General features: G+C 50.5%; 28 protein-coding genes. 23 read left to right on the top strand and 5 right to left on the bottom strand.

The genetic code is table 11. The annotated features are described in order from the left end of the window. Positions 1 to 21 precede the first annotated feature (21 nt). The 5 genes from A3848_RS10840 (at position 22) to A3848_RS10820 (ending at position 4,253) form a co-directional block, all read left to right on the top strand. A complete protein-coding gene (locus tag A3848_RS10840) occupies positions 22 to 891 on the top strand; it encodes a CheR family methyltransferase (RefSeq protein ID WP_074084983.1) in 870 nt (289 codons plus the stop codon). Between the two features lie 17 nt (positions 892 to 908). Then, on the top strand, positions 909 to 2,579 hold the full coding sequence (locus A3848_RS10835) for a response regulator (protein ID WP_074084982.1): 1,671 nt from the start codon (positions 909 to 911) through the stop codon (positions 2,577 to 2,579). A gap of 97 nt (positions 2,580 to 2,676) precedes the next feature. Continuing rightward, positions 2,677 to 3,015, top strand: coding sequence for an STAS domain-containing protein (locus tag A3848_RS10830; RefSeq protein WP_074084981.1), 339 nt, complete (start codon positions 2,677 to 2,679; stop codon positions 3,013 to 3,015). Between the two features lie 18 nt (positions 3,016 to 3,033). Next, positions 3,034 to 3,486 carry an anti-sigma B factor RsbW gene (rsbW, locus tag A3848_RS10825; RefSeq protein ID WP_074084980.1) on the top strand — a complete coding sequence of 151 codons (453 nt, stop codon included), beginning with the start codon at positions 3,034 to 3,036 and terminating at the stop codon, positions 3,484 to 3,486. After that, complete coding sequence (locus tag A3848_RS10820) at positions 3,483 to 4,253, top strand: sigma-70 family RNA polymerase sigma factor (RefSeq protein ID WP_074084979.1); 771 nt, start codon at positions 3,483 to 3,485, stop codon at positions 4,251 to 4,253. Before rsbW ends, A3848_RS10820 begins: the two co-directional genes overlap by 4 nt. 88 nt (positions 4,254 to 4,341) lie before the next feature. On the opposite strand, the gene A3848_RS10815 is transcribed toward A3848_RS10820, so the two are convergent. After that, positions 4,342 to 4,674 (bottom strand): DUF5665 domain-containing protein, encoded by a 333-nt coding sequence (locus A3848_RS10815; RefSeq protein ID WP_074084978.1) that lies wholly within the window; start codon positions 4,672 to 4,674, stop codon positions 4,342 to 4,344. Between the two features lie 124 nt (positions 4,675 to 4,798). Then, positions 4,799 to 5,302 (bottom strand): YtxH domain-containing protein, encoded by a 504-nt coding sequence (locus A3848_RS10810; protein ID WP_074084977.1) that lies wholly within the window; start codon positions 5,300 to 5,302, stop codon positions 4,799 to 4,801. 393 nt (positions 5,303 to 5,695) lie between these two features. On the opposite strand from A3848_RS10810, the gene A3848_RS10805 reads away from it, so the two are divergent. Beyond that, complete coding sequence (locus A3848_RS10805; RefSeq protein ID WP_074084976.1) at positions 5,696 to 6,415, top strand: pirin family protein; 720 nt, start codon at positions 5,696 to 5,698, stop codon at positions 6,413 to 6,415. 100 nt (positions 6,416 to 6,515) lie between these two features. Here the strand turns inward: A3848_RS10805 and A3848_RS10800 are convergent, their stop codons facing one another. After that, positions 6,516 to 6,740, bottom strand: coding sequence for a DUF1128 family protein (locus A3848_RS10800; RefSeq protein ID WP_074084975.1), 225 nt, complete (start codon positions 6,738 to 6,740; stop codon positions 6,516 to 6,518). A gap of 184 nt (positions 6,741 to 6,924) precedes the next feature. On the opposite strand from A3848_RS10800, the gene yyaC reads away from it, so the two are divergent. The 5 genes from yyaC (at position 6,925) to A3848_RS10775 (ending at position 12,904) form a co-directional block, all read left to right on the top strand. Further along, on the top strand, positions 6,925 to 7,431 hold the full coding sequence (gene yyaC, locus A3848_RS10795; RefSeq protein ID WP_083612079.1) for a spore protease YyaC: 507 nt from the start codon (positions 6,925 to 6,927) through the stop codon (positions 7,429 to 7,431). A gap of 103 nt (positions 7,432 to 7,534) precedes the next feature. Next, positions 7,535 to 8,320 carry an alpha/beta fold hydrolase gene (locus A3848_RS10790; protein WP_074084973.1) on the top strand — a complete coding sequence of 262 codons (786 nt, stop codon included), beginning with the start codon at positions 7,535 to 7,537 and terminating at the stop codon, positions 8,318 to 8,320. Between the two features lie 255 nt (positions 8,321 to 8,575). Continuing rightward, positions 8,576 to 9,232 (top strand): DUF6483 family protein, encoded by a 657-nt coding sequence (locus A3848_RS10785; RefSeq protein WP_074084972.1) that lies wholly within the window; start codon positions 8,576 to 8,578, stop codon positions 9,230 to 9,232. Between the two features lie 113 nt (positions 9,233 to 9,345). After that, the gene (locus tag A3848_RS10780) at positions 9,346 to 10,539 is read left to right on the top strand and encodes a class I SAM-dependent methyltransferase (RefSeq protein WP_074084971.1); all 1,194 of its coding nucleotides are present in this window, start codon (positions 9,346 to 9,348) and stop codon (positions 10,537 to 10,539) included. A 193-nt stretch (positions 10,540 to 10,732) separates the two neighbouring features. After that, positions 10,733 to 12,904: an O-antigen ligase family protein gene (locus A3848_RS10775; protein WP_074084970.1), complete on the top strand. Its 2,172-nt coding sequence runs from the start codon at positions 10,733 to 10,735 to the stop codon at positions 12,902 to 12,904. Between the two features lie 128 nt (positions 12,905 to 13,032). Here A3848_RS10775 and A3848_RS10770 read toward each other — a convergent pair whose 3' ends face one another. After that, positions 13,033 to 13,686 (bottom strand): SdpI family protein, encoded by a 654-nt coding sequence (locus tag A3848_RS10770; RefSeq protein ID WP_178381969.1) that lies wholly within the window; start codon positions 13,684 to 13,686, stop codon positions 13,033 to 13,035. 2 nt (positions 13,687 to 13,688) lie between these two features. Further along, positions 13,689 to 14,021, bottom strand: coding sequence for an autorepressor SdpR family transcription factor (locus A3848_RS10765; protein WP_074085078.1), 333 nt, complete (start codon positions 14,019 to 14,021; stop codon positions 13,689 to 13,691). Between the two features lie 365 nt (positions 14,022 to 14,386). Between A3848_RS10765 and uptA the strand changes: the two genes are divergently transcribed. The 12 genes from uptA to A3848_RS10710 all read left to right on the top strand — a co-directional run bounded on the left by uptA (position 14,387) and on the right by A3848_RS10710 (position 22,484). Further along, the gene (uptA, locus tag A3848_RS10760) at positions 14,387 to 15,001 is read left to right on the top strand and encodes an undecaprenyl phosphate transporter UptA (protein WP_074084968.1); all 615 of its coding nucleotides are present in this window, start codon (positions 14,387 to 14,389) and stop codon (positions 14,999 to 15,001) included. Beyond that, positions 14,998 to 15,564 carry a thioredoxin family protein gene (locus A3848_RS10755; protein WP_074084967.1) on the top strand — a complete coding sequence of 189 codons (567 nt, stop codon included), beginning with the start codon at positions 14,998 to 15,000 and terminating at the stop codon, positions 15,562 to 15,564. The genes uptA and A3848_RS10755 overlap by 4 nt, the downstream gene beginning before the upstream one ends. A gap of 6 nt (positions 15,565 to 15,570) precedes the next feature. Then, positions 15,571 to 16,200: an MBL fold metallo-hydrolase gene (locus tag A3848_RS10750; protein WP_074084966.1), complete on the top strand. Its 630-nt coding sequence runs from the start codon at positions 15,571 to 15,573 to the stop codon at positions 16,198 to 16,200. Positions 16,201 to 16,388: 188 nt separating this feature from the next. Further along, positions 16,389 to 16,565 (top strand): hypothetical protein, encoded by a 177-nt coding sequence (locus A3848_RS32265; RefSeq protein WP_167374681.1) that lies wholly within the window; start codon positions 16,389 to 16,391, stop codon positions 16,563 to 16,565. Between the two features lie 58 nt (positions 16,566 to 16,623). Further along, positions 16,624 to 17,163, top strand: coding sequence for an RNA polymerase sigma factor SigY (gene sigY, locus A3848_RS10745; RefSeq protein ID WP_083612070.1), 540 nt, complete (start codon positions 16,624 to 16,626; stop codon positions 17,161 to 17,163). Next, the gene (locus tag A3848_RS10740; RefSeq protein ID WP_074084964.1) at positions 17,147 to 17,473 is read left to right on the top strand and encodes a YxlC family protein; all 327 of its coding nucleotides are present in this window, start codon (positions 17,147 to 17,149) and stop codon (positions 17,471 to 17,473) included. Before sigY ends, A3848_RS10740 begins: the two co-directional genes overlap by 17 nt. Continuing rightward, a complete protein-coding gene (locus tag A3848_RS10735) occupies positions 17,470 to 17,691 on the top strand; it encodes a hypothetical protein (protein WP_074084963.1) in 222 nt (73 codons plus the stop codon). The genes A3848_RS10740 and A3848_RS10735 overlap by 4 nt, the downstream gene beginning before the upstream one ends. Before the next feature lie 48 nt (positions 17,692 to 17,739). Then, entirely contained in the window at positions 17,740 to 17,931 is a 192-nt protein-coding gene (locus A3848_RS10730; RefSeq protein WP_074084962.1) for a PLD nuclease N-terminal domain-containing protein, read from the top strand. Beyond that, positions 17,931 to 18,842: an ABC transporter ATP-binding protein gene (locus tag A3848_RS10725; RefSeq protein ID WP_074084961.1), complete on the top strand. Its 912-nt coding sequence runs from the start codon at positions 17,931 to 17,933 to the stop codon at positions 18,840 to 18,842. Before A3848_RS10730 ends, A3848_RS10725 begins: the two co-directional genes overlap by 1 nt. Further along, a complete protein-coding gene (locus tag A3848_RS10720; protein ID WP_074084960.1) occupies positions 18,839 to 19,609 on the top strand; it encodes an ABC transporter permease in 771 nt (256 codons plus the stop codon). The genes A3848_RS10725 and A3848_RS10720 overlap by 4 nt, the downstream gene beginning before the upstream one ends. A gap of 160 nt (positions 19,610 to 19,769) precedes the next feature. Next, complete coding sequence (locus A3848_RS10715; RefSeq protein WP_074084959.1) at positions 19,770 to 20,153, top strand: ATPase; 384 nt, start codon at positions 19,770 to 19,772, stop codon at positions 20,151 to 20,153. Between the two features lie 303 nt (positions 20,154 to 20,456). Beyond that, positions 20,457 to 22,484 carry an FAD-dependent oxidoreductase gene (locus tag A3848_RS10710; RefSeq protein WP_074084958.1) on the top strand — a complete coding sequence of 676 codons (2,028 nt, stop codon included), beginning with the start codon at positions 20,457 to 20,459 and terminating at the stop codon, positions 22,482 to 22,484. Positions 22,485 to 22,488 lie beyond the last annotated feature (4 nt).

The following is a 22,488-nucleotide window of genomic DNA, read 5'->3' as shown; positions in this document are numbered from 1 at the left end:
TGCAAGGGAGCCTTGATAATAATGACAGCTATGGAACACGGGTATGAAGAGCAATCTGCCCAGACCGGGATCAAACAGGAGCTTGAGCAGATTGAAATTGAACTGCTTCTCAGCGGTGTACACCGCCTTTACGGATATGATTTCAGGAATTATGCGCTGCCTTCCCTGAGGCGGCGGATCTGGCATCATGTGCATACGGAGAATGTACCCAGCATTTCCGCCCTGCAGGAGAAAGTGCTGCATAACCGGGACTGTTTTGAACGGTTTGTATACAGCTTGTCCATTCCGGTAACGGAGATGTTTCGGGACCCCGGCCTCTTCCTGACCTTCCGTCAGAAGGTCATCCCGCTCCTTCGGACCTATCCCTATATCCGGATCTGGCATGCCGGGTGCTCCACCGGAGAAGAAGTGTATTCCATGGCCATCCTCCTGCATGAGGAAGGGCTGTACGACAAGGCGCGCATTTATGCCACGGACATGAATGCACGCTCCCTGCAGCAGGCCAAAGAAGGGGTATACGAGATCAGTAAGATGAAGCAGTATACCAAGAATTACATGGAAGCGGGAGGGACCCGCGCATTCTCCGAATATTATACAGCGAAATATAATTCTGTGATTCTGCAGCCTTATTTGCGCAAAAATATTATTTTTGCAGAGCACAATCTGGCTACAGATACCTCTTTTAATGAGTTCAATGTAATATTTTGCCGGAATGTCATGATCTATTTCAATGACGAACTCAGGGATCATGTGCATGGCTTGTTCCATGAAAGCTTAAGCCGTTTCGGAGTTCTGGTACTGGGCTCCAAAGAGTCTATACATTTTACCAGGTTCAGTGACAGTTATGAGCCCCTGGACAGAGTGGAAAAAATATACCGTAAGAACAAATAGCGGGTGAGGAGGGGCCAATGGGGGTTCAAGAACCGATTCATATACTGCTTGTCGATGACCGTCCTGAGAATCTGCTGGCGCTGGAAGCAGTGCTTGAAAGCCAGCATTATAAGCTTGTCAAAGCGAATTCCGGTGAAGAAGCACTGCGGTGTTTATTAAGATATGAATTTGCAGTGATTGTACTGGACGTACAGATGCCGGGTATGGATGGAATTGAAACTGCCAAATTGATCAAAGCCAGAGAGAAGACAAAGGATATTCCAATTATTTTCATCTCAGCCAACAGCAAAGAGGCGGAGCATCTGTTTGCGGGATATTCGGCTGGTGCGATTGATTATATGGTCAAGCCCTTCATCCCCCAAATTCTGAAGTCCAAAATCGAAGGCTTCGTCGATATGCACCTTACGACCAAAAAGCATCAGATGCAGACCATGCTGCTGCAGCAAAAGACGCAAGAGCTGGAGAGAATTAACGGAGAACTGACCAAAGCTAAGGAAGAGGCGGAGATTGCCGCCAAAGCCAAGACGGAATTCCTGGCTATGATGAGCCATGAGATTCGCACGCCAATGAACGGTGTGGTGGGCATGATTGACCTGCTCATGGAGACGGAGCTTGCTCCAGACCAGAAAGAGTATACGGAGATCATCCGCAAAAGTGCCGATACGCTCATTACCGTTATTAACGATATTCTTGATTTCACCAAGATGGAATCAGGTAAAATGGAAATGGAAGAACAGTTATTTGAGCTACAGACCACTATCCAGGAGGTATTTAGCTTATTTTCTGCGGAAGCTGGCAAAAAAAATCTTGAACTGGCCTATTTTATTGACCAAAAGCTGCCTAGGCTGATTTACGGGGATATGGCCCGTTTGCGTCAGGTATTAATCAATTTAGTCGCGAATGCCGTTAAATTTACCAATCAAGGCGGTGTTTACCTTGTAGCCTCCAGGGTGTCTTCGGAAGATCATAAGATGACCGTAGAATTCACCATTAAGGATACAGGCATTGGGATTTCTCCGGAAAAATGTGACCGGCTGTTCCAGCCGTTTTCTCAGCTGGATTCCTCTATGACGCGCAAATACGGCGGCACAGGTCTGGGACTGGCCATCTGCAAATCCCTGGTTGGAATGATGGGCGGTGAAATCCGTGTGGAATCCATGGAGGAAAAAGGGGCGACCTTTGTTTTTACAATTAAGACCACAGTGCCGGATGATGAACTTGGAAGAACCTTTCAGGAGGAGGAGCATCCTGCTGTAGAAACCGGTCAACATTGGCAGAAAAAGATCCTTGTAGTGGATGATCATCCGATCAATCAGCGCCTGATGGTAAGTATGCTGGACAAGCTGGGCTATGACTCCACAGTTGCCAAGGATGGTCATCAGGCAGTGGAGCTGTCTCTCCGCGAGGATTATGATTTCATATTTATGGACCTGCAGATGCCTGTTATGGATGGATTGACGGCCACCTCCAGAATCAGGCAGGGCTCTGGACATAATGCTACCCATGCTGTCATTATTGCGATGACCGCGAATGTAATGGAGGGGGTCCAGAACCGCTGTTCTGCTGCTGGAATGGATGGGTATATCAGCAAGCCGCTGAAAATGAGCAGCTTGAAACAAATAATTTTACGTTATGCCTCCAGTGACAATCCGGCTGAGAAACGGAACACCTCACTTTTCAAGGCATAATCCATTAAGTACCAATGTATGAATGTGGCGTTTTTTGTTTCAACCGTATAGCTTTAGGGTTATTGGTAAAGAAAACATTTATCAGGAGAGATTGTCTATGAATACAAATAAAAGCGAAAAGTTCCACGCAAGAACCGAAACAGAAGGCAATGTATGCACGGTTTACTTAGTTGGCGAGCTCGATTTGTCGGTAGCTCCCGACTTTCGTCTGGTGATGGAACCACTGGTAGGGGATACTGGGCTTGACCTAGTGATTAATCTGAAGGAATTGAGATATATCGACAGCACAGGCATTGGTATTCTGCTCTCGATTCTCAAAGCAAGACATGGAATGGACGTTAAGTTTTCAGTTGAGGAAGTTCCGCCGCAAATACAGAAGCTATTTGATATGACAGGAATCTCCAAGTTTTTTGCCCCCCAAGAGAATTCCCACTAGGAAAGGATCGAACTAAGGATGAGTGATGACGTGCAAAAAGTAGTTCTTCAGTTACCCGCAAGTGCAGAATATGTCGATATCGTCAGACTGAATTTATATGGCATTGCCTCCAAAATGGGCTTTACTTATGAAGACATTGAGGATATGAAAGTGGCTGTATCCGAAGCATGCAACAATTCGGTTCTTTACGCTTACGGGCAGGAAGACGGGATGGTTGATGTAATCTTTGAAGTTGGAACACGAGCCTTGTCCATCACCGTCAAAGATGAGGGGGAGAGCTTTGACGGATTGGAAGAGTCCGAGGAACGTATGACGCTGCATGATAAAGAGCTGAATGATGTTCAGGTAGGCGGGCTGGGCTTTTATTTAATGCAAGCGCTCATGGATGACGTTAGCGTAGTGAGCGAAGCAGGGAGAGGGACAGTCGTCACCCTGACCAAGCGGCTTAATTTCAGCGAGGAGAAAGTATGAACGAAAAAGTGACTCCCCCCGAGTCCATGAACGAAGCGGTAAGTCTGATCTGGGAATACCAGCAGACCAAAGATAATGAAATTGCAACAGTTTTGATCCGTAAATATGAACCCATGGTGAAGATGGCTGCCGGTAAAATTGCCCGCAACCGTCCAGATCTGTACGAAGACTTATATCAGGTAGGACAAATGGCGCTGATTAGGCTGCTGCAACAATACGACATCAGTCTGGGAATTCCTTTTGAACCGTATGCCATGAAAAGCATGATCGGGCACATGAAAAATTACCTGCGCGATAAATCCTGGTACATACAGGTTCCTAGAAGGATCAAAGAAAAAGGTGCCCTTGTCCAGCAGGCGATTGATGAGCTAACCATCAGATTGGAACGTTCACCTGCCGTAGAGGAAATTGCTCATTATCTTGATCTTACCGTAGAAGAAACTGTGGAAGTACTAGCCGGTCGAGAATGCTACCATTACGTATCCCTGGATTCGCCTCTATCCCAAGAGGAGACAGGGGCTACACTTGGTGAGATTATCAGCTCTGAAGCCAATGATTATGAGACCGTAGAGAAACGCATGGATTTGCAGCAGGCCCTCGGGCAGCTTAAGGAACAGGAACAGCAGGTGTTGCTGCTGGCTTTCCAGGACGGGCAATCCCAACGTGCCATCGCCCAGAAGCTTGGAGTGTCGCAAATGAGCGTATCACGGATTCAAAAGCGGGCTACAGAAAAGCTGAAGCAGATTATGGCGAATTCATCCTATTAATATAAATTTGGGTTATAACAAAATGGACATGCCTGATTCCCGTGCGGGGAGGGCATGTCCATTTTATATATATCATTATTTAAATGGATCAGCTGTTGGCATCAATGTACTTCTTGATCTCTCCGAGGTATTCTCCGATTACCGGCACATTCAGGAACAGACTGAGAATATAGCCCAGTAAGCCCAGAATCACAAAGGTGCCAAGGGAGAGTCCCAGACCACGGGATATGCCGGCCATGAGATTGGTGATAATCCGTTTTTTAGGGTCCGTATAGTTTTCAAGGATATCCTTAAATTCCGATTTTTCCAGCGAATCGGCAATTTTGTCAAGCCTGGCGTTTAGCCGTTTCACTTCATGCCTAAGCTCGAAGGGATGCTCCTCTACATCGTAGGTTTTCGTGTTGTTCCCCGCATCTCCCATAAGGTTACCTGCTTTCTATAGCCCGTAACCGGACTTTGATAATTAAACAAATGTTACATAACAACAGCCAGCTGCAAGTGAGCTGGCTGTTTCCGGATTTAGATCAAGCCGCGGATCACCGCTTTTAGTAAGAAGATTTATAAGAAGCCTTAACTTCTTCCTTGGCTTCCTGTGCCGTATCCGATATATCCTTGGAAGAAGCGGAGGCTTCCTCGGCAACGTCCTTTGAAGCGTCTTTGACATCAGAAATGATATCTGCGGATGCGCTTCCTACGGTTTCGCCGATTTTTTTACCTGTTTCGGATAACGTAGCGGCAATTTGTTGTTTACTGTCACTGACTGTAGTGAAAATATCAGAAGCTTTGGCGGATACCGTGCTGGCAAGGTCAGTAGTCTTTTCTAGGGCAGTAGCAGCAATCGTTTTGGTTTTATCCGTTACTACACCTGCAACCTCTTTGGTTTTGTCCGTAGCGGTCGAGAATTTCTCAGACAAGTCACTGCGCATTTCACGGCCTGGCTTAGGAGCGAACAGCAATGCTGCGGCAGCTCCAATCAAACCTCCGATGAAAATACCTTTGAAAAATGTGTTTCCGCTCTCTACCGGATATTCTGTCTCTGCTTTATTCATAACCAATCACTCCTCATTCGATTATTGTATTCCAGTTCCTGGCGGCAGGGAGTAGAGCATATAGTGTAGATGGTTTCCCTCGCCGCCGGTAACCGGATTTCAGGGTGGCCTGAACGTTCTTACTTCGTATATAAACTTGGGCGTATGGGCTGAAACAGCAAAGAAGGACGGCAAAGATTCCCGGAGCATGCTTCAGCATTTGTGATGTTAAGAGACCTATTGTGATAAAAACGGGGGATTTTGCGACTTTACAAACTGCCGAAACTTTAAAATCAAAACAAACCATTCTGGCTTCCTTGATTGACAAAGAAAGGAAGAGGGTAAGGAATACATAATTACAGCGCCCTTGTATTTGAGGATAAGATTCATACATCATTGGAGGTGCACGCAATTATGATCAAAGTCATTACTTCAGCAGAGCGCCATACTTCGAATAAAGAATGGATACACAGTGAATTCAGCTTTTCTTTTGCCGATTACGATGATCCAAGCAATGCGCACTTTGGGGCACTGCTGGCCCATAACGATAATGAGCTTAGACCGGGGCAGGGAATGCATGAGCATCCGCATCATGATCTGGAGATTATCACTTATGTAGTTTCTGGAGTGTTGAAACATCAGGATGATCAGGGCAATCATGCCGAGCTTCAGGGCGGCAGCATTCAGATCATGAGCGCAGGTACGGGCATTAATCATTCCGAGACCAATCCGTCGGACACTGACAATACGCGTTTTCTGCAAATTTGGCTGCTCCCGGATCAGCCGGGCCGGCAGCCCAAATGGGACGCGAAGTTCTATCCAGTTGAGCATAAGACCAATACCCTTCTGCCTGTAGTTTCAGGAAAGGGGGAAGAAGGTGCGCTTGAGATCCATGAGAATATAACGATCTATCTGTCTTCTCTGGAAACGAACCGGGAGCTGAAGTTCCTTCAACGTGAAGAGAGGCGGACGCATATCTACCTTATTTCCGGCAATTTGGAGATCTCGTGCCCGGACGGAACGTTCCACCTTCAGCCGGGCGATGCGGCCCGCATCCGCAAAAGCTGCGATCTGAATTTGAAAGGAACGGGCAGTGACATGAGCGCGGAGTTCCTGCTGATTGACCTTCCTTAGATTCAACTTTCAGCAAGTCAAAGAGAGTCCCATGCCTTAGGTGTCCATCTGCTGATGGCCGTAAGGCATGGGACTCTTGTTCGTACTTGTATCACATTTTTTATTTCGCCCGTAGGCGTCCGAGTTCGGAAACCAGCGCTTCGACTTGGGAAATGCTTAGTCTGTCACTGCCCATAGCCACTTCGTAAATATCAAGAATGTCCTCATAATTCTTTACCGAGAAGGCTGAAGCCTGCATGGCTGCAGCACTTGCCATTTTCAGCTTGCTTTTAATGCCCTCAATCATATATTCAACATTTTCCTGGGTAGGCTGGGATAGATCCATTGGGGTTAACAGTCCTCTCTGCATATTAATTCAAATATTCTATCATGTTTGGGGGTGCAAACACCATTTTTTTGTCCATTCCATGGATATCATGTTAAATTAATAGAAATATATTTGGAATGAATCGTAGAAAGGGGCGGGGAGATTGGCAATCAGGGAGCAGGAGAGCAGAAAACGCAAAAAAATGGATGCTTCCGGGCTGACTTCCTTCTTCCGGGAGATCGCGTTCCGGCATCCGCTGGAACAGATCACATTTTTGTGCATAGGTACGGACAGGTCCACTGGGGATGCGCTTGGACCGCTGACCGGAAGCCGACTTTTGGAGCATGGATTTCCGCATGTAAGCGGCACGCTGCCGTCACCTTGTGACGCGGATAATCTGGAGGTACGGATAGCAGAGATTCCTGCAGGGCAGATTATTATTGCTATTGACGCATGTCTCGGTCCTCCGGCATCGCTTGGCTATTTCCTGACGGCTGCTGAGCCGCTGCGTCCGGCACAATCGGTGGGACTGATGCTTCCGGCTGTGGGACATTACAGCTTGGCTGCCATTGTAGACGTGAACGGACCACGTCCTTACCGGACACTGCAGAGTACTCCGCTGAACAGAGTGATGGGAATGGCCGGGCAAATTGCCCTGGCTGCAGCGGCCGGATTCGGAATGGATGACCGGAAAGCGTTTCAAGAGTGAAGAAATGGCTTAATAATTAAGACAAGCAAACCGTCTCAAGCCTCGGATCGTTTAGCTGTCCGCGAGCCGCGTTTGGCTATTACATAGAAAGAGGGAAGCTGACATGGAAAACATTCGTTGTGAGGGAAGCAATATTTGTTACAGTGATCAGGGCAAAGGTGACGTTATTGTGCTGCTGCACGGTTTCTGTGGAAGCTCCGCTTATTGGGAGCAGGTAATCCCGTTTCTGAGCAGTAATTATCGGGTGATTGCTCCGGACCTGCGGGGCCATGGGGCCTCGGATGCCCCGCTCGGGGCGTATACTGTGGATCAGATGGCTGATGATGTACTATCACTGCTTAATGCGCTTGAGATCCCGGAGTGTTACCTGCTGGGGCATTCACTTGGCGGATATATCACTCTATCCTTTGCACAGCGTCACGCATCCCGTCTAAAAGGGTTCGGGCTGATACACTCTAGTGGCTACCCGGACAGTGAAGAAGCCAAAGAGAACCGTCTGAAAAGTGTAAGCACGATTCAGAATGAAGGAATCTTTGCGTTTGTGGATGGTCTGGTACCAGGTCTTTTTGCACCAGGGGCCGCTCCGCAACTGCTTGAGCGCACGAAGGAGATCGGTTACAGAACGCCTCCGCAAGGGGCGGTGGGTGCAGCGATGGCGATGCGTGAGCGTCCTGACCGCCGCGACGTCATCTCAGCTACAATGCTGCCGGTGCTGCTGGTAGCCGGTGCAGAGGACAGTAAGGTACCCCCTGAACGGACGTTTACCTCGGACAAACCGAATGTAACCCAGGCGACCATTCCAGGAGTAGGACATATGAGCATGTATGAAGCTCCTGGACGCTTGTCGGAAATCATTAAGGATTACGTGCATGCGGCTGTGCGCACATAACTAGAAATTGGAACAAACCGCAAGACCTTTTGCTAAGCATACAGAAAACCTACAGGGGCATCACCCGCCAGACTACGCGGGTGATGCCTCTGTTATTGGAACACTATTCCTGATCTCTTCGGCCATAGGCTAGTTAAGTAGCGCATAGATGTGTAATGGTTTAAGATGAATTCAAAGGGCAGCCCAGCCGTAAGGGGTGGCCGTTAAGAGAAGCATAGCAGTCCATGCGCTGCAGCTATGGAAGGAGTGTGCCATATGTTCCGAAGAGACTACATCGTGCGGATGATTGAGGATATGACGGCGATGGTTGCCAAGGTAATGACACTTAAGCAGGAGAAAAAGACAACCGAAGCTTTGTGGGAGGTCGATGAGCTGCTGATCCGGCATTTCCGCCTGAATTCCCGGCTGCTGAATTCACTGTCCGTAGAGGATATTATCGATATGTATCTGCTTGGAGGCGTTGTGGAATCCGATAAGCTTCAGGGTGTGGCGCGGCTGCTTAAAGAAGAAGGAGAAATCTATGCTGCGGCTGGAAACCAAGATGCGGCTTTGTTCAGAGCGATGAGGGCACTGCATCTTTTTTTGTACGCCGATCTTCATGGTGCAGAACGTGAATTGCTGCAGATGCCGGCTGACATTGATGAGCTGTTAATAGAAACGCAGGCGTATAGGCTTCCGGCAAAAACAGAACGGCTGCTGCTCACCTACTTGGAATCCATCGGGCGGTATGCCAAAGCAGAGGACAGCCTCTACAGACTCTGGGAGCAAGGGGAGAATGTTGCCCGGGAAGGCAAAGAACTGTATGACCGTCTGTTGCTGAAAAGCCCGGAGGAACTGGAACTCGGCGGTCTTCCGGCACAAGAGGTTAGAGAAGGCAGGGATGAATGGGAGAGACGGCTACAGTTCCACTAAAAAAATGCTATACTACATTAAGAAAATTCAGGAGAACAATTGTCTCCCATGTTATGAATAACTATGACCTAAATGTATAACGCTATAATTTATTTTTGCGTGACGAAAGTGAGATGTACCCTGTGGAATCTTTGAATGCATTGATTGAACAAGTCATAAGCGGCCGTACTCTGATTACGGCAACTCTTAGCCAGCTGCGCAGCAAAGGCGAGACCCCCTACACCAAGGTTCAGGTGAAACCTGTGGAATTAAAGGGCAAGCTGAATTATCAGTTTGCCTATTATACCGGTCCCAAGGTTGAACACCGCAATATTCCGGCTGAGGCTGCTGCGGAGGAATTGATGTCATTGCTGAGAGAGACGTTCCGCCAAGGACTGCTCTGTACCATTGAGGCAGATTATCAAGTGTTGATCAGTAAAAAGTACAAGGTTTCGATTCTGACCAAATCGCCGAGCAAGCAGGAGGCTCCGGACTTGGCCCATAACCGCCGCAAGCGGTATGTGCTGGATGAAGGAGAACCTGTGCCGTTTCTGGTGGAGCTGGGCATTATGAACAGCGAAGGAAAGGTGCTGGCTAAGAAATACGACAAGTTCCGCCAGATCAACAGGTTCCTGGAGATGGTGGAGGATGTGCTTAACGATCTGCCGGCTGGCCGTCCATTGACCATTGTTGATTTTGGCTGCGGCAAATCCTATTTGACCTTTGCCTTGTATCATTATCTGGCCATCCGCGAGCAGCGGGAGCTGAACATTGTCGGACTCGATCTCAAAGCCGATGTCATTGAGCATTGCAGCGCGCTTGCGTCAAGGCTCGGCTACGACAAGCTACGCTTCCTGGTTGGTGATATTGCGGACTATAACGAGCTGGATCAGGTCGATATGGTCGTAACACTTCATGCCTGCGATACGGCTACTGATGCTGCACTGGAAAAAGCCGTCCGCTGGGGCGCATCGGTGATCCTGTCAGTTCCCTGCTGCCAGCACGAGCTGTTTGCCCAGATCGAAAGTGAGGTACTGAATCCGCTGCTGTCGCACGGAATTCTGAAAGAGCGGTTCTCCGCCCTCGCTACCGACGCGATCCGGGCGAAGCTCCTGGACCTCATGGGCTACCGGACACAACTGCTGGAGTTCATCGATATGGAACATACGCCGAAGAACATCCTGATCCGTGCTGTCAAAAGCGCAAGCGGAGACAATGCCGCCAAATGGCGCGAATACAGTGCATTCCGTGACTTTCTTGGTGCGGAACCGTATCTTGAACGCGCCTGCACTGATCTGCTGCCGATAAAAAGCAGCCTGGAGGGTTAAACCCTTTAATAGGATGAATAGTTAATACCATGACAGGACGGATGGTTCCCGGAGGGAACAACCGTCCTGTTTTAAATTTATGGATTAACATGGCTCCGCTATAGATGATCCGGATATTCAGCTACGTTATCTTTTGTTTCAGACTAAATCTGGAAATACTAAAGGTAACTTGATTCATACAGGAGAAATTCGAATGCGGTGGAATAAGCGGCTGAACAGCCCGGAGCTGAATATAGTGTATGTTTGTGCAGGTACGGTATTTACTGCGGGGGTGGCAGCCTGTCTGTTGAGGGGGCTGTTTTTTACCTGGGAGATATATCCGTTTCTCACGGTGTGGTTTGCACTGTGCGGGCTTCTTGTCGCCCCGGTGCTGGCTGTATTTGAATTGCACAAGAGGACTGACGGAAGAGGTCAAGAATCCGGGGGCCCAGTGGTGAAAAAGGCCGCTTTGACCCTGCTGGGCTGTCCGCTGGCCATCCTTGTTCTTTATGCATGGACAGGGCTGCGGGGGCCTATATCTGCGCAGGGGACACTGGATGAGCTGCTCCGCTGGGGATTGTATGCTTCTTTTGCCGTACTGGCCTATTTCTGTGCGGGATACCGGCAGGGTGCCCGGCTTCTGGGGGCGATGTGGCATGCGATGGGAATGGCCATCAGTTTAAGCGCATTGCTTGCAGTATGTGCCGGGTTCAAGCTCCCCTATGCGGTAGCATATACTTCAGCGCCTGAAGTCAGCGCCACAGGCGCCAGACTGGCAGGTCTGCTCGAGTATCCGAATACGTTTGGAGCAGTGATGGCTGTTTTCCTGCTGGAGCGCCTGTTTGCTGCTGCTTCTCTGATGGAATCGGCTAAGCCCAGGCCATCAGCGATCAAACAGTCCGTAGCTACTGGAGTGTATGGCATGCTGCCGCTGTTCCCTTATGCCGCCGCGCTGCTCCTCAGCGAGTCGCGCGGCGCGTGGTTGTCCGCGGCCTTCGCCGGCGCCGCGGTCCTGCTCTGGAAGCGGCAGCTCTGCGCGCCGCTTCTGCTTGCCGGCGCCGCGCCTATGGCTGCTGCGGCGCTGTTCTACCGCCAGCTGGCCCGTGCCGGGCTGGCGGTAGAGCCTGGACCCGGCCTGCTGCTGCTGGCCGGGCTGTGGGGCGCCGCGCTGCTTGGCGGCGCGTGGCTGTGCTGCCGCCGGCGAGTCGCGGCAGGCGGGGGCAGCGCCGCCAGGGTGGCTCTGGCGGCGGTGATGTGGACGGCGGCGGGCAGCGCCGTCCTCTTGCAGGTACGCGAGCGGATAACCGGACCGTCATCGACGGTCGCCGCTCGCGGGCTGCTCTACCGCGATGCCTGGAAGCTCGCGGCAGAGGCGCCCTGGCTGGGACGCGGGGGCGGGACTTGGCGGAGCTCGTATCTCGCCGCCCAGTCCCGCCCCTATGTGGGCAGCCAGGTGCACAATGGTTACCTCGACCTCCTGCTGAACCTGGGAGGCGTCGGCCTTGCCATTCTCCTGCTGCTGCTGATCGCAGCAGGATGGCTGGTGGCAGCAGCAGCGCCCAGGCTGCTGCCGTCCCTGCTGGCGCTTGCCCTGCACAGCGCCGTCGATTTTGACTGGAGCTACGGCCTCATGTGGCTGCTGCTGTTCCTGCTGCCAGCGCTTGCCCGGGCCGAGAAGCTTCACAGCGTTGTCGCAGGCGAACCGCCACAGCTCCCCGCATCCGCTGAACCGCCACCCGTTCCTGGCGGACCGGGAAGGCCTGCTGCGGCGGCCGCACTGCTTTTCAGTGTGGCGCTGGCACTTTTCATCCTTTCCTTCCAAGCGATGAAAGGGGAAACACTATATAAGCAGGCGGCTGGCACCTCGCAGAATAGAGAGAGAATTGTTCTACTGCGGCAATCCCTGCAGTGGAATCCTCGTGATCCCATGACAGCTGCCGCTTTATCCCGCATGCTTCCAGGGAACCAGGGTCGTGACCTGATTTTGAAGAGTCTGAAGTACTCCCCAGAGAATGCTGCTTTGAAGTGGGAGCTGGCAAAACGGGCTTTGGAAGGGGAACATCCGGGAACGGCAATGTACTGGGTGCGAAGAGGCCAGCAACTTGATGTTTTTAATGCGGCCAAACGCATAGAAGCGGCAGAAGGAATGCTGGACATGAGTGTACGCAGACTCCGGGAGGGGGACTGGACAAGCGCGCGCCAGAGTGCGGAAGCCGGTTTGGAGCTGCTGCGGCAGTACCGTCTGTTGGGGGAACGGGAGAGTGGGAAGGGAATTCAACACAATGACCGCCGTTTTGGCAATGTGCAAGAAGCCGAAGGCTTAGGCCTTCGGCTGAAGGGAGTACGTTCTGAAGCCTGGCATTTGGAGATGGCAATCCGTTTGTAAGCGGGCAGACGCGTTGCCTGAACCAAAGTCTTAATCTTGTGAAATCATGCTGTTACCCAATTGCTTCCTTATCAGGGACGGCAGCACAGCGTGGGTTGCTTTATTCTAAGAAGTTGTATCTCCTGTTCTTAAGCTCTACTGCGGGGAGAGATCAGCCACGAATACCCAATAGGCAGTAAAGTGACAATCACCAGTGCTGCAATAATCATACTGATAGACAAGCTCTTGGGTAAAAATGCTCCCAGCACGATCAACAGGCCGCCGATCATCCACATCCTGCCTGAGAAACGGTGTGTCTTCCGCCATACCTCCGGGCTGGCCAGCGTCCAGGCTGTGCGGACACCTGTGAAATAGTTGTCCCGGATCTGGGGCATAAAGTAGCCGACCACAACAAACAGCAAGCCCAGAACGACCATAGCAATTTTTCCGGCAGGAATGCTTTGATCCAGACCATAAGAGACGTTCAGGACAAGCATGGCATCGAATACAGCTGCGATCACCAGACGGATCATTTTGTAGGCATTTTGAAATTTACTGTAGTTCTCTCTCTTTGGATCGATATTGCGGAAGAACTGCATCGCGAGCGGAAAAACCACGCCCATAAAGCCCATCAAAGCGATAATGGAACCTTTGCTCCAGTACGAGTTAACCTCCCCGCTGATGCTGAAATGGGCAGGGAGCTGGTCGGGCAGCCTGCTGTAATTGACCAGTGCATAACCCAGTGAGAGAACACCCAGAATCACAATCATTGTGTCCTGCCATTTCCATTTGAAATCCTTCATCATCAATCAACCTCCTTGTTTTTCTCTTTACTCTGCTTTGGTTTGGGTTCTGTACTGCTTGGCGTTTCACTCTCTTTTCCCGTACCCGTAAACTCAAGGAACCAGCCGAGCACCTCTTCCAGCACAGTTGTATCGAGCGAATACAGAATGAATTGCCCCTGACGTTCGTCCTGTACCAGTCCCGCATGTTTCAGGGCATTAAGATGATGTGAGATACTGGGCTTTGACATGTTAAAATAATCGGCGATCTCCCCGGCAGTACGATCCTTTTCCCTAAGCAGCCGTAGAATCTGTCTCCGGGTCGGGTCAGCCAGCGCTTTGAAGGATTCGTTCATCATTCACCTGTCCTTTCGATATTTAAATAATTATCTAAATGTATAATATTTCTTTTAGGATTGAAATGTCAATGGGCATTTTCATATCGGAGCTGCAACATTGATTTCTTCTTGAAATATAAGGATTTATATGTTTCACGCTATAAATCATCCTTCTATTTCTCGCTGAAACGGATTCCGTCCCTAAAAAGGACGGCGAAGCCGTTTTCACTTGCCAGAAAGGTTTTCAGTTTCCCTTAAGTAGAAGTCGTAAGCCCGCATATGCTAGAATAGGCTAGGAGAAGCTGGGTACATAGAGTGGAATCGCTAAAAATCTATAAAACGTAAAGCGAATTCCGCGAAAAAAACGGGAGGAGGAGCTGCATTTGCATGTTATTTCTGATCTGATCTCGCAGTTATTTGAATGGATTCAGAGTCTTGGGTATTTCGGGATTATGATCGGACTTATGATTGAGGTTATCCCAAGTGAAATTGTACTGGCCTATGGCGGTTATCTGGTCTCGCAAGGAGAGATTAATTATTTCGGCGCGGTGCTCTTCGGTACGGTAGGCGGAGTGGTGGCCCAGATATTTGTATACTGGATTGGCCGTTATGGCGGCAGACCCGTTCTGGAGAAATACGGGAAGTACATTTTTATTAAGAAAAAGCATATTGATCATTCCGAGGAATGGTTCAATAAGTATGGCACCGGTGTTATCTTCACGGCCAGGTTCATTCCGGTTGTGCGCCATGCCATATCCGTTCCAGCCGGGATCTCGCGCATGCCGCTGGCCAAGTTCACCTTGTTGACCACGCTTGCCGTAATTCCATGGAGTGCGCTGTTTGTCTATTTGGGTTATACACTTGGCGACAGATGGGAAACAATTGATGAAGTAGCTGCCAAATATACGAACGAGCTTATTCTTGCGGCCCTTGCTGTCATTGTTATATACTTCCTGTTCAAATGGTACAAATCCAAGAAGAAAGGTAGTGCAGTATGAAGCAGAATGTAGCCCCTAAATTCGGTCAAGGCCTTACTCCGCGCCAGTTCGTGGAAGGCATGACGAAGAACCAGCAGGTATTCGAATCATGGTATGAAAAATTCGCCTGGGAAGATGCAGACGACCGGGAGTACTTTGAAAGTTTGAACCACAGGGATGACCTTCGGGTACTGATACTCGCTGCGGATTGGTGTGGAGATGTTGTACGCAATGTGCCGGTCGTGTTCCGTATTCTGGAAACAGCAGGCATCCGAACCGAAGTGCTGATTGTGGAAGAAAATCAGGACGTTATGGATGATTATCTAACCATGGGCGGCAGATCCGTGCCAATCGTGATATTTGCCGATACAGGCGGTTACGTGCTGGGTCATTGGGGACCCCGTCCAGAGCATGTGCAGTCGCTGATGAGAGCGTTCAAACAAGAGAATCCTGACCGCGAGGCTCCTGACTACGAGAGCAAAATTGCCGAAGTTCGCAAGGCGATGGGCCAAGCCTACGGGGAAGGAACGGAATCGCACGCAGTAATCGCCAAGGAACTGCGCAGCCTGATCTCCGGATTCTAAGAAGCGATGCTTAATATTCGTTCATATAATTTGGGATCACTTCAGACGAATGCTTATTTGCTTACCGGAGCGGACCCCGGACGTGGCATTATTATTGACCCCGGTGCAAATCCGGCAGCCCTTCTGCGGGCTGCTGAAGGAATGGAGATTGAGGCTGTTCTGCTCACCCATGCCCACTTTGATCATATCGCCGGGCTTGATGAGATCCGCAAAGCCAAGAAATGTCCCGTGTACCTGCATCCTATGGAGAGTGAGTGGCTGGGCAGTCCCAAGCTAAACGGCTCCCTCATGTGGCCGGATGTCACACCACCCATTAGCACAGAACCTGCCGAGTATGATCTGGCAGAGGGGCAGGTACTTACGCTTCTGGGGCTTACCTTCCGTGTCATGCATACGCCTGGTCATTCTCCGGGCAGCGTCAGCTTCCTCTGCGGAAATGATCTTTTTTCCGGAGACGTACTCTTTAAGCTGGGAGTAGGACGTACCGATTTGCCTGGAGGCCGGGAACGTGATCTTATTGATTCCATCCGGGGGAAATTATACCGGCTGGATGAGGAAGTCAGAGTATTTCCCGGCCATGGGCCACGGACAACGATCGGTTTTGAGCGGCTCCGTAATCCTTATGTCCCCATGTAGTGTTCTGCCTCGCGCTCAATCGACAATAAGCGGGAAAATACTGATGGACAAGAGACTACAAAGTTGCTACAATAATGTTAATTAAATGTAACATTTAACCTCGCGAAGCACGCAGACTGTGGAATAATCCCGGTTTGCGTTCTTTTTTTGTCTATTTTTAAGGGGAAAGGGTGCTAGGGGACGGGATCATGAAAAAAATTGAACAGAAAGTACACACCGGGGAAGAATATCCGGTACCAGTATCTATTACGGAAGAGCAGGAGAAGCGGGAATGTCTCTTCTGGAGCTTCCCGCACGGTAAGGGTGCGGTTCAGCCCTGGCGGCGTAGATTGTGGGAGTTGCAAAATAATTCAGATGGCGAATGAACGATTCACTTTACATATTCGTATTACATAGGAATGAACGTTACAGATGGAGGAGCAGATGAGCGACGGGACGCACGATAGGATCATCAGAGCGCAGCAAGGCGATGCTTCCGCGCTGGCTGTGCTACTGCGGGATCATTATGCCTTTCTCTACAAATATCTGATCAAGGCAACCATGGACCCCTCACTTGCGGAAGAGCTTGCCCAGGATACCATGGTCCGATGCATGGAGAAGATTGCTGCCTATAACGGAGCTTCTTCTTTTTCCTCATGGCTGATTACCATTGCTACCCGTCTGTATATCGACAGGAAGCGCCGCTGGAAGCTGGAGATGCAATGGAAACGGCAGGAAGAGGGAGTAAGGTCCATCCGCTGGCGTTTTGAGAGCCGGAATATGGAGTGGAGTGAGGTCCTTGATGCACTCTCACACCTGACCTCCGCTCAGCGCATGGCAGTACTGCTCAAGCATTATTACGGTTATGGGTATGAAGAGATTGCTGAGATTTTGCAGATCCCTTCCGGCACTGCCAAATCTCGGGTAGCATCAGGGCTAAATCAACTGCGGAAGGAGCTTAGTGAGGATGAAGAAGGAGAATAATGAAGAATTACTTCGGATGCTATCGTCAGACCTTGCTCGGCTTGACGCACAGTACGATGATATATCGCCACCATCCTTGCCCGGACTGGAGCAGCTAATCGCTGATGAAGCTCTCCGCAGGCAACGCCAGAGCCGCAGAGAGTTTCAGAGATTTTTGCTAGTGGGGCTGTTCTTGGTGAGTGTTGTCCTGTTTAGCTTGGGGTTTGCACCAGTAACGTACTGGATCCTTCAGGCGGCATTTCCGGTTGCCGCGCTTGGGGGCTTGGCGGTTATGCGGTTCAGGATTCGGCGGGAGGACACAGAAGAGTGAATGAACTGCAGGAAGTGCCTTATTGGTTGTGGGGTTGTCTGGCTGTGGCACTGCTGCTCCAGGGTACCTTGCTCTTTAGGAATGCACAGAAGCGTGGCCGAGGCAAAGTGGCCTGGTTCTGGGGCTTATGGGGGTTAACCGGAATTCCTACACCGCTCATTTGCTATCTGTTGTTTGTGGTCTATTTTGACTGGAGAAAAGCAAATAGGAAGCCTTGATCAGCCGGACTGTGGTTCCGGAGAAGAATTTAAGGGGTGGGTGTACTCATGGATGAAATCAAATGGGGTTTAATTTGGCCGCTGCTTGTACTGCAGGCAGTGTTGGCCATAATCGGCTTAATTTCTTTGGCTAAGGCAGAACGGACACGGGGACCTAAGTGGCTGTGGGTTATAATATTGATTTTTGGCAATCTCCTGGGCAGCGTGGCCTATTTTACGATAGGAAGGAAAGAAAGCTGATGCCGCTGCTACAAGTTGCAAATTTACGCAAAGTCTATGGAGAGCATACCTCAGTGGACGGAATCTCTTTTGATATTGAAGCAGGGAAATGTGTAGCTTTACTAGGCCCCAACGGTGCAGGAAAGACCACCACCCTGCGTATGCTGGCCGGTCTGTTGCAGCCAAGCTCAGGGTTGATTTCTTTTGATGGCGGCAGCGGTGTGGATTACCGCAGTCTGCTGGGTTATTTGCCGCAATCTCCGGCATTTTACAGCTGGATGAGCGGGCAGGAGTATGTTGTATTTGCTGCGAAACTTTGCGGTATCTCTTCTAGCGAAGCCGGGAGACTTGCGGCGGATGCGCTGGAACACGTAGGTTTGAAGGACGTATCCCGCCGCAAGATCGCGGGATATTCCGGTGGGATGAAGCAGCGGCTTGGTCTTGCCCAGGCGTTGGTTCACCGTCCCCGGCTGCTGCTTTTGGATGAACCGGTTTCTGCCCTTGATCCTATTGGACGCCGGGAAGTTATGGAGCTGCTGCGGGGGATCCGGGAGGAGACCACCATTATTTTTTCTACCCACGTCCTGCATGACGCCGAAGAAATATGTGACGATATTATCCTGATGAATCATGGTTTAATAGCAGAGCAGGGAACGCTATCCCGGCTGCGCTCACAATACAGCCTGCCTGTGATTCGCTTGAGTACGGGAATGGATGAGAAGGCACTGGGGTGGCTGCAAGATCTTGCACACAGATCCTTTGTTGAGCAGTCCGTGATCTTCTCCGGGTCTGCTACCCTGAATGTCAGTGATATGGAACTGGCACGCCGGACTATTCTTCAGGAAGCCGCAAGCCTGGACATTTCATTGCTTCAATTCGAAGCAGGCTCTTCCACCCTTGAGGACTTGTTCATGAAGGTGGTGGGGGCATGAGGAAGGTATGGACGCTATACCATAAAGAAATGTTGGAGGCCCTGCGCAGCTATAAACTGATTTGGGTCCCGGTAGTATTTATGATTCTTGGTATTATGCAGCCGCTCACAACCTATTACATGCCTGAGATCCTCAAAGCATCCGGGAATGTGCCGCCTGGAATGCTGGAGGGCTACGAGATGCCGGGAGCGGCTATGGTAATGGCACAGACACTTGGACAATATGGTACCATCGGTATGCTGATACTGGTGCTGGGCGTAATGAACAGTCTGGCAGGTGAACGGAGCGGAGGGACTATAGAGATGCTGATGGTCAAGCCGGTGGCCCCCGCAGCTATCGTCTCGGCCAAGTGGGCTGCCCAACTGACTACTCTTATTGTTGCTCTTGGACTGGGCGTAGCAGGAGCGGCCTATTATACAGAGCAGTTGATGGGTCCTCTTTCCTGGGGCAGGTTATGTGCAGGAGCCGGGTTATACGGGCTGTGGCTGCTGTGCGCTGTTTCGCTGACGCTGATGTTCAGCGCGTGGCTGCGCGGACCAGCGGCTGCGTTTCTGGGCTTGGGGGTTGCAGCGGCGATGTCGCTGGCCCATAGCCTGCTGCCGTCGCAGCTAGGTTGGACACCCGCAGCGCTAACTGCCCAGTCTGCTGCAATCATTACAGAAGGAAGAGGCGGTACCTGGGGGCCTGCGTGTTCTGCAGGTGTTCTGATCGTAGTATGCCTTGCCGCCGCATCCCTCCTGATTCGCAGGAATAAACTACCGGATTGATAATAGCATGCGAAATTTGACGAATTTAATCGGTTTCTAGAATGTTATCTGCAAAAAAACAGCTGAACCCGCTTGCTGGTGCTGGACAGCTCTATCTTTTTTTAGTAGACTGTTGGAACAAGTAAGAGTTATGAAAGATTCCAGGTCAGGAGGTAGGGCGATGCTGCGTTTAGGTGAGAAGATTGTCATTGTCGCGGACGCTTTCGAGCAGAGTCTTCCTATCGGAGACTATGGCTACCTGATTGCTTATGACCGTAATCCTGACAATGCGTTTGATTACGTCATCCGTGTTCCGCAGGCCAACAGAAATTTCTATGTTACAGCTGAGGATGTCGAAGCGGAAGAGCAGTTGCTGGCAGCTCAGGCTGAAAGTGCAACGCATGAAGCATTGATAGATTATGCTTTGTCCACGCACAACGAGAAGCTGTTTCATCATTTGATGAATGGCGAAGAGGTGGAAGCAGTAGAGACAGAGACAACCACTAAGGAAAGCCTGTCCCAGGCGGATTTCATCAAACAGGTGAATCTTCGCGCTTGGATTTAAGGAAAACCGGCGAAAGCCGGTTTTTTTGTATTTCGTGTTTAATTTTTTGATATATAGAGCATCGCTTCTTCGGAAGTATACGCTCTTCTTACAGAGACCGGCGAGGCCGTTTCTACTTGTTACACAATAACAGTTCATATATTCAGCAATATGTATCAAATTCTCTCCCTTTTTTAGAACAGTTTGCTCCTTATCCCGTCTGTAGCAGCTATGCTACGCTTACAGCGAACGGACACCACTACGGGTGAAGCCTGCTTTCAGCAGCGGGCGGGGACCGACAGACTGCCAGGGGGAGATAAACAAATGAAAGCTTTTAGGAGCGCACTTTGTGTGCTGTTATGTATGTTGATGATTGTTAGTATCGCCGGTTGTAAAGGTGAAAAGGCTGGAGAACAGGTGATTCCTGCGGCTTCTGCACAGCAGGAGGACGGTACAGCAGCGGCCGCAAAGACAGAAGGAAAGGCTGATCAGGTGGCCACAGGAAACGCAGCAGTAGTTACATACAAGCCGGGAACCTATACCGGATCAGCTAAGGGCCATAACGGATTGATAACGGTAGAGACAGTATTCAGTGAAACTGCTATTGTCTCGGTGAAGGTTACGGAGAGCTCGGAAACGGCAGGGGTTGGTGATGCCGCAAATGAGAAAATTCCCCAGCGGATTGTTGATAACCAATCTTTGGCTGTCGATGCTGTTTCGGGTGCGTCGCAAGCGAGCAAAGCCATTATTGAGGCAGTGCAGGACTGTGTCAAGCAGGCGGGTGCCGATCCGGCAGTGCTGCTGGTGAAGCAGGAGAAGAAGGGTGGCGAGGTGCAGAACATGGCCTTCGACGTTGTGGTGGTTGGTGCTGGAGCTTCGGGAACTGCCGCGGCGTTAGCCGCAGCAGAAGCAGGTAGTAGTGTGCTGCTGTTGGAGAAGACTTCGGTACCGGCTGGTGCAGGCACAATGGCTGGGGGAATGTTCACTACGGGCAGTAAGCTGCAGCAAGCGGAAAATCTGCCGGATTGTTCGCAGTGGCTGTATGACCAATATATGGAGACGAGCAATTATAAGGCCAACAGCCGTCTGGTCCGTGAAGTGATCAGCAAATCAGGCAGCACGGTAGACTGGCTCATGGAGAACGGTGCTAAATTTACGCTGATTGATCCCGGTGTAGGTGGACAGCCGGTGCATAAGGGTGACCCTAAGGCATTCGTCGGCTACGTGGACGGCGGTTCGGCAGCGATCGGTGCCCTGCATAAGTCGATTGAGAAAAAGGGCGGGAAGATTCTATTCGATACAAAAGGCGAATCGCTGATTATTGACGATAAAGGTGCTGTAATCGGTGTGAATGCTACACAAACGGATGGCACCAAGCTGGTGATTTCCGCTAAGTCCGTTGTGCTGGCTACCGGCGGTTATGCCGCCAATGCCAAGATGATGAAGCAGTATCTTGGTGACAAAGCGCCACTTGGCTCCATTGCCTCAGCTACCGGGGATGGAATCAACATGGCTTGGAAAGCCGGGGCGGCTGAACTGGGTACAGATGTCGGGCAGTTCTTTTTCCTGAACGGTACAGAGAAGGGACAGGCCATGAAGCATGCTTCCGATATATGGACAGTGGGAAGTTATCCGTTTCTCTGGGTAAATAACAACGGTGAGCGTTTTACAAACGAAGAGGTGATCTTTGAGTATGCTGCGGCAGGGAACGCGCTGTATGAACAGCCGGGTGGAGCGGCCTGGATCGTTTTTGACCAGGGGACTGTTGATCAGATCAAGCAGAAGGGCTTTGTGTCTATTGCTGACATTTACGGCACCTGGAAGAATAATCCACAGGCCTTCAAGGAATTTAATGAGCCGGTCAATACGGTAGCGCTGAACAAGTTCCAGGAGACACCTTATGACCTGACTCCTTTTTTGGAGGAAGGAATTGCAGCCGGGGCTGTGGTCAAAGGTGAGACCTTTGGTGAGCTTGGAGAGAAGGCGGGCATGAGCAAGACTGTCTTCGAGTCTACGGCCAAACGATACGCGCAAATGGCCAAAGTTGGCAAAGACAGCGATTTTTACAAAGATCCCAAGTATTTAAGCAAGCTGGATAAAGGGCCTTACTACGCAGTTAATATCATGACACGTACACTAACGACTCTTGGCGGAGTCAAGGTCAACCAGAATATCCAGGCGGTTGATGACAATGAGAAGGTGATTCCGGGTCTGTGGGTAGCCGGAAGCGATGCGGGAGGCATGTACTCCAGCAGCTATGTGATGTTTGAAGGTGGAACCTTGGGCTTTGCCTACATTTCGGGACGGATGGCTGGCGAGAATGCTTCCGGTTACGCCGCAAGTATTCAATAACTCA

The sequence above is a fragment of the Paenibacillus sp. P32E genome (assembly GCF_001909085.1).
Classification (GTDB): domain Bacteria; phylum Bacillota; class Bacilli; order Paenibacillales; family Paenibacillaceae; genus Paenibacillus_AQ; species Paenibacillus_AQ helianthi.
This window is presented reverse-complemented; position numbering and strand designations above follow the sequence as displayed.

Excerpts from the sequence above, each read along its gene's own strand:
- A3848_RS10840 (WP_074084983.1), top strand. The coding sequence starts at position 22 with ATGACAGCTATGGAACACGGGTATGAAGAGCAATCTGCCCAGACCGGG.
- A3848_RS10835 (WP_074084982.1), top strand. The coding sequence starts at position 909 with ATGGGGGTTCAAGAACCGATTCATATACTGCTTGTCGATGACCGTCCT.
- A3848_RS10830 (WP_074084981.1), top strand. The coding sequence starts at position 2,677 with ATGAATACAAATAAAAGCGAAAAGTTCCACGCAAGAACCGAAACAGAA.
- rsbW (WP_074084980.1), top strand. The coding sequence starts at position 3,034 with ATGAGTGATGACGTGCAAAAAGTAGTTCTTCAGTTACCCGCAAGTGCA.
- A3848_RS10820 (WP_074084979.1), top strand. The coding sequence starts at position 3,483 with ATGAACGAAAAAGTGACTCCCCCCGAGTCCATGAACGAAGCGGTAAGT.
- A3848_RS10815 (WP_074084978.1), bottom strand. The coding sequence starts at position 4,674 with ATGGGAGATGCGGGGAACAACACGAAAACCTACGATGTAGAGGAGCAT.
- A3848_RS10810 (WP_074084977.1), bottom strand. The coding sequence starts at position 5,302 with ATGAATAAAGCAGAGACAGAATATCCGGTAGAGAGCGGAAACACATTT.
- A3848_RS10805 (WP_074084976.1), top strand. The coding sequence starts at position 5,696 with ATGATCAAAGTCATTACTTCAGCAGAGCGCCATACTTCGAATAAAGAA.
- A3848_RS10800 (WP_074084975.1), bottom strand. The coding sequence starts at position 6,740 with ATGGATCTATCCCAGCCTACCCAGGAAAATGTTGAATATATGATTGAG.
- yyaC (WP_083612079.1), top strand. The coding sequence starts at position 6,925 with ATGGATGCTTCCGGGCTGACTTCCTTCTTCCGGGAGATCGCGTTCCGG.
- A3848_RS10790 (WP_074084973.1), top strand. The coding sequence starts at position 7,535 with ATGGAAAACATTCGTTGTGAGGGAAGCAATATTTGTTACAGTGATCAG.
- A3848_RS10785 (WP_074084972.1), top strand. The coding sequence starts at position 8,576 with ATGTTCCGAAGAGACTACATCGTGCGGATGATTGAGGATATGACGGCG.
- A3848_RS10780 (WP_074084971.1), top strand. The coding sequence starts at position 9,346 with ATGTACCCTGTGGAATCTTTGAATGCATTGATTGAACAAGTCATAAGC.
- A3848_RS10775 (WP_074084970.1), top strand. The coding sequence starts at position 10,733 with ATGCGGTGGAATAAGCGGCTGAACAGCCCGGAGCTGAATATAGTGTAT.
- A3848_RS10770 (WP_178381969.1), bottom strand. The coding sequence starts at position 13,686 with ATGAAGGATTTCAAATGGAAATGGCAGGACACAATGATTGTGATTCTG.
- A3848_RS10765 (WP_074085078.1), bottom strand. The coding sequence starts at position 14,021 with ATGAACGAATCCTTCAAAGCGCTGGCTGACCCGACCCGGAGACAGATT.
- A3848_RS10755 (WP_074084967.1), top strand. The coding sequence starts at position 14,998 with ATGAAGCAGAATGTAGCCCCTAAATTCGGTCAAGGCCTTACTCCGCGC.
- A3848_RS10750 (WP_074084966.1), top strand. The coding sequence starts at position 15,571 with ATGCTTAATATTCGTTCATATAATTTGGGATCACTTCAGACGAATGCT.
- A3848_RS32265 (WP_167374681.1), top strand. The coding sequence starts at position 16,389 with ATGAAAAAAATTGAACAGAAAGTACACACCGGGGAAGAATATCCGGTA.
- sigY (WP_083612070.1), top strand. The coding sequence starts at position 16,624 with ATGAGCGACGGGACGCACGATAGGATCATCAGAGCGCAGCAAGGCGAT.
- A3848_RS10740 (WP_074084964.1), top strand. The coding sequence starts at position 17,147 with ATGAAGAAGGAGAATAATGAAGAATTACTTCGGATGCTATCGTCAGAC.
- A3848_RS10730 (WP_074084962.1), top strand. The coding sequence starts at position 17,740 with ATGGATGAAATCAAATGGGGTTTAATTTGGCCGCTGCTTGTACTGCAG.
- A3848_RS10725 (WP_074084961.1), top strand. The coding sequence starts at position 17,931 with ATGCCGCTGCTACAAGTTGCAAATTTACGCAAAGTCTATGGAGAGCAT.
- A3848_RS10720 (WP_074084960.1), top strand. The coding sequence starts at position 18,839 with ATGAGGAAGGTATGGACGCTATACCATAAAGAAATGTTGGAGGCCCTG.
- A3848_RS10715 (WP_074084959.1), top strand. The coding sequence starts at position 19,770 with ATGCTGCGTTTAGGTGAGAAGATTGTCATTGTCGCGGACGCTTTCGAG.
- A3848_RS10710 (WP_074084958.1), top strand. The coding sequence starts at position 20,457 with ATGAAAGCTTTTAGGAGCGCACTTTGTGTGCTGTTATGTATGTTGATG.